The sequence below is a fragment of the Phocaeicola paurosaccharolyticus JCM 15092 genome (assembly GCF_000613805.1).
Classification (GTDB): domain Bacteria; phylum Bacteroidota; class Bacteroidia; order Bacteroidales; family Bacteroidaceae; genus Phocaeicola; species Phocaeicola paurosaccharolyticus.
The window spans coordinates 1-5,480 of the sequence record NZ_BAJR01000054.1 but is presented as its reverse complement, the minus strand read 5'-3'; the positions used below and the strand labels follow the sequence as shown (position 1 = coordinate 5,480).

Below are 5,480 nucleotides of genomic sequence, written 5' to 3'. Positions count from 1 at the left end.
TTTGGATTGTATGCCTAAAGCTTCTACTTTTGCACCCGCTTTCGAGAGCGACAGCAATGCAAATGACATTATGAAGCCGGGTATCCTTATAATAAGTTATCGGATAAAAGAGTAGTATCTTACCTTAATAATGCATTAAGGGAGCGAGAACCCTTTCCGTTTAGCCATAAGGTCTCTTTGCTGAAAATAATTCTGAAAAAAAATATTCAGAAAAGTTTGGAGTGAAAGAAAATCCGTCTTACCTTTGCATCCGCTTTCGCAAAATAATCGAAAGTAAAAAGAAGAGTTCTTTGATAGATTTATAGATAAACAATTAGTAGTACAAGTCTTTGCTTGTCAGAAATGACAAGTGAGGTAAAAACAGAAACCGTCAATAAAATGATAGATCTGACATCCTGAAAGAATCAAACGATACGCTTCATTGCGTATAAATAATATTTTACAAAGAAGAGTTTGATCCTGGCTCAGGATGAACGCTAGCTACAGGCTTAACACATGCAAGTCGAGGGGCAGCATGGAACTTAGCTTGCTAAGTTTCGATGGCGACCGGCGCACGGGTGAGTAACACGTATCCAACCTACCGTTTACTACGGGATAGCCTTCTGAAAAGGAGATTAATACCGTATGGCATTCTAAAGTTTCATGACATTAGAATTAAAGGTTTACCGGTAATCGATGGGGATGCGTTCCATTAGATAGTAGGCGGGGTAACGGCCCACCTAGTCAGCGATGGATAGGGGTTCTGAGAGGAAGGTCCCCCACATTGGAACTGAGACACGGTCCAAACTCCTACGGGAGGCAGCAGTGAGGAATATTGGTCAATGGGCGCGAGCCTGAACCAGCCAAGTAGCGTGAAGGATGACTGCCCTATGGGTTGTAAACTTCTTTTATAAAGGAATAAAGTGGTCCACGTGTGGATTTTTGTATGTACTTTATGAATAAGGATCGGCTAACTCCGTGCCAGCAGCCGCGGTAATACGGAGGATCCAAGCGTTATCCGGATTTATTGGGTTTAAAGGGAGCGTAGATGGATGTTTAAGTCAGTTGTGAAAGTTCGGGGCTCAACCCCGGAATTGCAGTTGATACTGGATATCTTGAGTACAGTTGAGGTAGGCGGAATTCGTGGTGTAGCGGTGAAATGCTTAGATATCACGAAGAACTCCGATTGCGAAGGCAGCTTACTAAGCTGTAACTGACATTGAGGCTCGAAAGTGTGGGTATCAAACAGGATTAGATACCCTGGTAGTCCACACGGTAAACTATGGATACTCGCTGTAGGCGATACACAGTCTGCGGCCAAGCGAAAGCATTAAGTATCCCACCTGGGGAGTACGCCGGCAACGGTGAAACTCAAAGGAATTGACGGGGGCCCGCACAAGCGGAGGAACATGTGGTTTAATTCGATGATACGCGAGGAACCTTACCCGGGCTTAAATTGCAACTGAATAGCTGAGAGATCAGTTAGCTAGCAATAGCAGTTGTGAAGGTGCTGCATGGTTGTCGTCAGCTCGTGCCGTGAGGTGTCGGCTTAAGTGCCATAACGAGCGCAACCCTTGTCGATAGTTACTAACAGATAATGCTGAGGACTCTATCGAGACTGCATCGTAAGATGCGAGGAAGGTGGGGATGACGTCAAATCAGCACGGCCCTTACGTCCGGGGCTACACACGTGTTACAATGGAGGGTACAGAAGGCAGCTACACGGCGACGTGATGCTAATCCCGAAAACCTTTCTCAGTTCGGATCGAAGTCTGCAACCCGACTTCGTGAAGCTGGATTCGCTAGTAATCGCGCATCAGCCATGGCGCGGTGAATACGTTCCCGGGCCTTGTACACACCGCCCGTCAAGCCATGGAAGCCGGGGGTACCTGAAGTACGTAACCGCAAGGAGCGTCCTAGGGTAAAACTGGTAACTGGGGCTAAGTCGTAACAAGGTAGCCGTACCGGAAGGTGCGGCTGGAACACCTCCTTTCTGGAGAGATGTCCGACTAACAGGCCAAGTAATAATCATATAATGATATATTAAGAAGTCTGTCGGTTTCTGTGTATTACATATTGTTTAAATATATATAAGAGAAAGATGAAGCCGAGTCTAAAGGAAACAGGTTAGACAAGGTTGAACTAGTCCTATAGCTCAGTTGGTTAGAGCGCTACACTGATAATGTAGAGGTCGGCAGTTCAACTCTGCCTGGGACTACTCTGAAATGGGGGATTAGCTCAGCTGGCTAGAGCATCTGCCTTGCACGCAGAGGGTCAACGGTTCGAATCCGTTATTCTCCACCATTGATTTGATAGCAGATACGTCTGCATAGAGAATCGAAAAGATCTATGACATATTGTACAAAGCAAAAAAAGTAAAGTTAAAAGCTGAAAGTATATATCATCCCACACGATAAAAGTGTGCGATAATAAGAAAACTAAGCAAGGGCGCATGGCGGATGCCTTGGCTCTCGGAGGCGATGAAGGACGTGATAAGCTGCGATAAGCAATGGGGAGGTGCAAATAACCTTTGATCCATTGATTTCCGAATGGGACAACCCAGTGTATTGAAGATACACTATCTATCATTGATAGAAGCTAACGCAGGGAACTGAAACATCTTAGTACCTGCAGGAAAAGAAAATAAAAATGATTCCCCTAGTAGTGGCGAGCGAACGGGGAATAGCCCAAACCATATATGTTACGGCATATATGGGGTTGTAGGACCACGTTATTGCATGACAACAGATAAGAAGAATGTTCTGGAAAGTTCAACCATAGAGCATGAAAGTTGCGTATTCGAAGTCTGTAGAAGCATAGTGGTATCCTGAGTAGCGCGGAGCACGAGGAATTCTGCGTGAATCTGCCGGGACCATCCGGTAAGGCTAAATACTCCCGAGAGACCGATAGCGAACCAGTACCGTGAGGGAAAGGTGAAAAGTACTTCGAACAGAAGAGTGAAATAGTTCCTGAAACCGTGCGCCTACAAGCGGTCGGAGCAGCTTCGTGCTGTGACGGCGTGCCTTTTGCATAATGAACCTACGAGTTGCCGTTGCCGGCAAGGTTAAGTGATATGACTCACGGAGCCGAAGCGAAAGCGAGTCTTAATAGGGCGTATAGTCGGTAGTGGCAGACGCGAAACCAAGTGATCTACCCTTGACCAGGTTGAAGTCCAGGTAACACTGGATGGAGGACCGCACCAATAAGCGTTGAAAAGCTTCTGGATGAGTTGAGGGTAGGGGTGAAAGGCTAATCAAACTTGGAGATAGCTCGTACTCCCCGAAATGCATTTAGGTGCAGCCTTATTTTATATCATACAGAGGTAGAGCGACTGATAAGATGCGAGGGCTTCACCGCCTATCAAGTCTTGACAAACTCCGAATGCTGTATGATTCAATAATAGGAGTGAGGGCATGGGTGCTAAGGTCCGTGCCCGAGAGGAGAACAATCCTGACCATCAGCTAAGGTCCCCAAATAACATCTAAGTTAAACTAACGAAGTCAGATTGCAGAGACAGCTAGGATGTTGGCTTGGAAGCAGCCATTCATTTAAAGAGTGCGTAACAGCTCACTAGTCGAGGAATCTGGCGTGGATAATAATCGGGTATCAAGTTGTTTACCGAAGCTATGGGATCCAATATGGATCGGTAGGGGAGCATTCCACTCAGCGTTGAAGGCGTGGCGTGAGCATTCTGGAGCGTGTGGAAAAGCAAATGTAGGTATAAGTAACGATAAAGGGGGTGAGAAACCCCCTCGCCGAAAGACTAAGGTTTCCTGATCAACGCTAATCGGATCAGGGTCAGTCGGGTCCTAAGGCTCAGCCGAACGGCGAGGTCGATGGCAGAAACGGTTAATATTCCGTTACTACCTTTATGGGTGATGTGGAGACGCAGAAGTGACAATGCCGCCGTCTGACGGAATAGACGGTTAAAGGGTATAGACTGTGAGGAAGGCCGGCAAATCCACCTTCCGAGTTGAAACCTGATAGTATACAGATTCCCTCGGGATGACGTAATAGTGCATGTAATCAGACTGCCAAGAAAATCCGCTAAACATAACCATAAAGGTACCCGTACCGTAAACGGACACACGTAGTCGGGTTGAATATACTAAGGCGCTTGAGTGAATCACGGTTAAGGAACTAGGCAAATTAACCCTGTAACTTCGGGAAAAAGGGTCCCTCCTCGCAAGAGAGGGCGCAGAGAATAGGTCCAGGCAACTGTTTAACAAAAACACAGGGCTGTGCAAAATCGAAAGATCATGTATACAGCCTGACACCTGCCCGGTGCTGGAAGGTTAAGAGGAGATGTCATCGCAAGAGAAGCATTGAATTGAAGCCCCAGTAAACGGCGGCCGTAACTATAACGGTCCTAAGGTAGCGAAATTCCTTGTCGGGTAAGTTCCGACCTGCACGAATGGTGTAATGATCTGGACACTGTCTCAACCGTGAGCTCAGTGAAATTGTAGTATCGGTGAAGATGCCGATTACCCGCGATGGGACGAAAAGACCCCGTGAACCTTTACTATAGCTTATCATTGAATTTGGGCACGTGATGTGTAGGATAGGTCGGAGGCTTTGAAGCAGGTACGCCAGTATTTGTGGAGCCGTTGTTGAAATACGACCCTTCATTTGTTTGAGTTCTAACTTCCTAAATGGAAGGACACTGATTGGTGGGTAGTTTGACTGGGGTGGTCGCCTCCAAAAGAGTAACGGAGGCTTCTAAAGGTGCCCTCAGGCCGATTGGTAACCGGTCTTAGAGTGTAATGGCAAAAGGGCGCTTGACTGGGAGACAGACAAGTCGAGCAGGTAGGAAACTAGAGCATAGTGATCCGGTGTTTCCGTATGGAAGGGACATCGCTCAAAGGATAAAAGGTACTCCGGGGATAACAGGCTGATCCCTCCCAAGAGCTCATATCGACGGAGTGGTTTGGCACCTCGATGTCGGCTCGTCACATCCTGGGGCTGGAGAAGGTCCCAAGGGTTGGGCTGTTCGCCCATTAAAGTGGCACGCGAGCTGGGTTCAGAACGTCGTGAGACAGTTCGGTCTCTATCTATCGTGGGCGTATGAAATTTGCGTGGCTCTGACACTAGTACGAGAGGACCGTGTTGGACAGACCTCTGGTTTACCGGTTGTGCCGCCAGGTGCATCGCCGGGTATCTAAGTCTGGATCGGATAAGTGCTGAAAGCATCTAAGTACGAAGCCGGCCACAAGATTAGATTTCTTAGGGTCGTCAAAGACGATGACGTTGATAGGATGCAGGTGTAAAGGTGGAGACATCAAAGCCGAGCATTACTAATTGCCCGTATAGTTTTCTTATTTATGGATGTTATATATGTTCAGTTTTATTTACTTTTTGCTTTGCAATAGTCAGTAGATATAAAAGATCTTCAGGTGGCTATAGCACAAGGGTTCCACCTCTTCCCATTCCGAACAGAGAAGTTAAGCCTTGTCACGCCGATGGTACTGCGTATTAGTGGGAGAGTAGGTAGCCGCCGTTTT

The 5,480-nt window shown here is 47.0% G+C and carries 2 tRNA genes and 3 rRNA genes; all 5 read left to right on the top strand.

What is annotated here, in order from left to right:
• Window positions 1-441 precede the first annotated feature (441 nt).
• The 5 genes from JCM15092_RS13870 to rrf all read left to right on the top strand — a co-directional run bounded on the left by JCM15092_RS13870 (window position 442) and on the right by rrf (window position 5,479).
• Window positions 442-1,972 (top strand): 16S ribosomal RNA (locus JCM15092_RS13870).
• 151 nt (window positions 1,973-2,123) lie between these two features.
• Window positions 2,124-2,197 (top strand) — tRNA-Ile (locus JCM15092_RS13865).
• Between the two features lie 9 nt (window positions 2,198-2,206).
• Window positions 2,207-2,283: transfer RNA gene (locus JCM15092_RS13860), tRNA-Ala, on the top strand.
• A 128-nt stretch (window positions 2,284-2,411) separates the two neighbouring features.
• Window positions 2,412-5,297: ribosomal RNA gene (locus JCM15092_RS13855) — 23S ribosomal RNA — on the top strand.
• Between the two features lie 71 nt (window positions 5,298-5,368).
• Window positions 5,369-5,479: ribosomal RNA gene (gene rrf, locus JCM15092_RS13850) — 5S ribosomal RNA — on the top strand.
• The 16S, 23S and 5S rRNA genes sit together here with 2 tRNA genes alongside, the layout of an rRNA operon.
• The last annotated feature ends 1 nt before the right edge of the window (window position 5,480 follow it).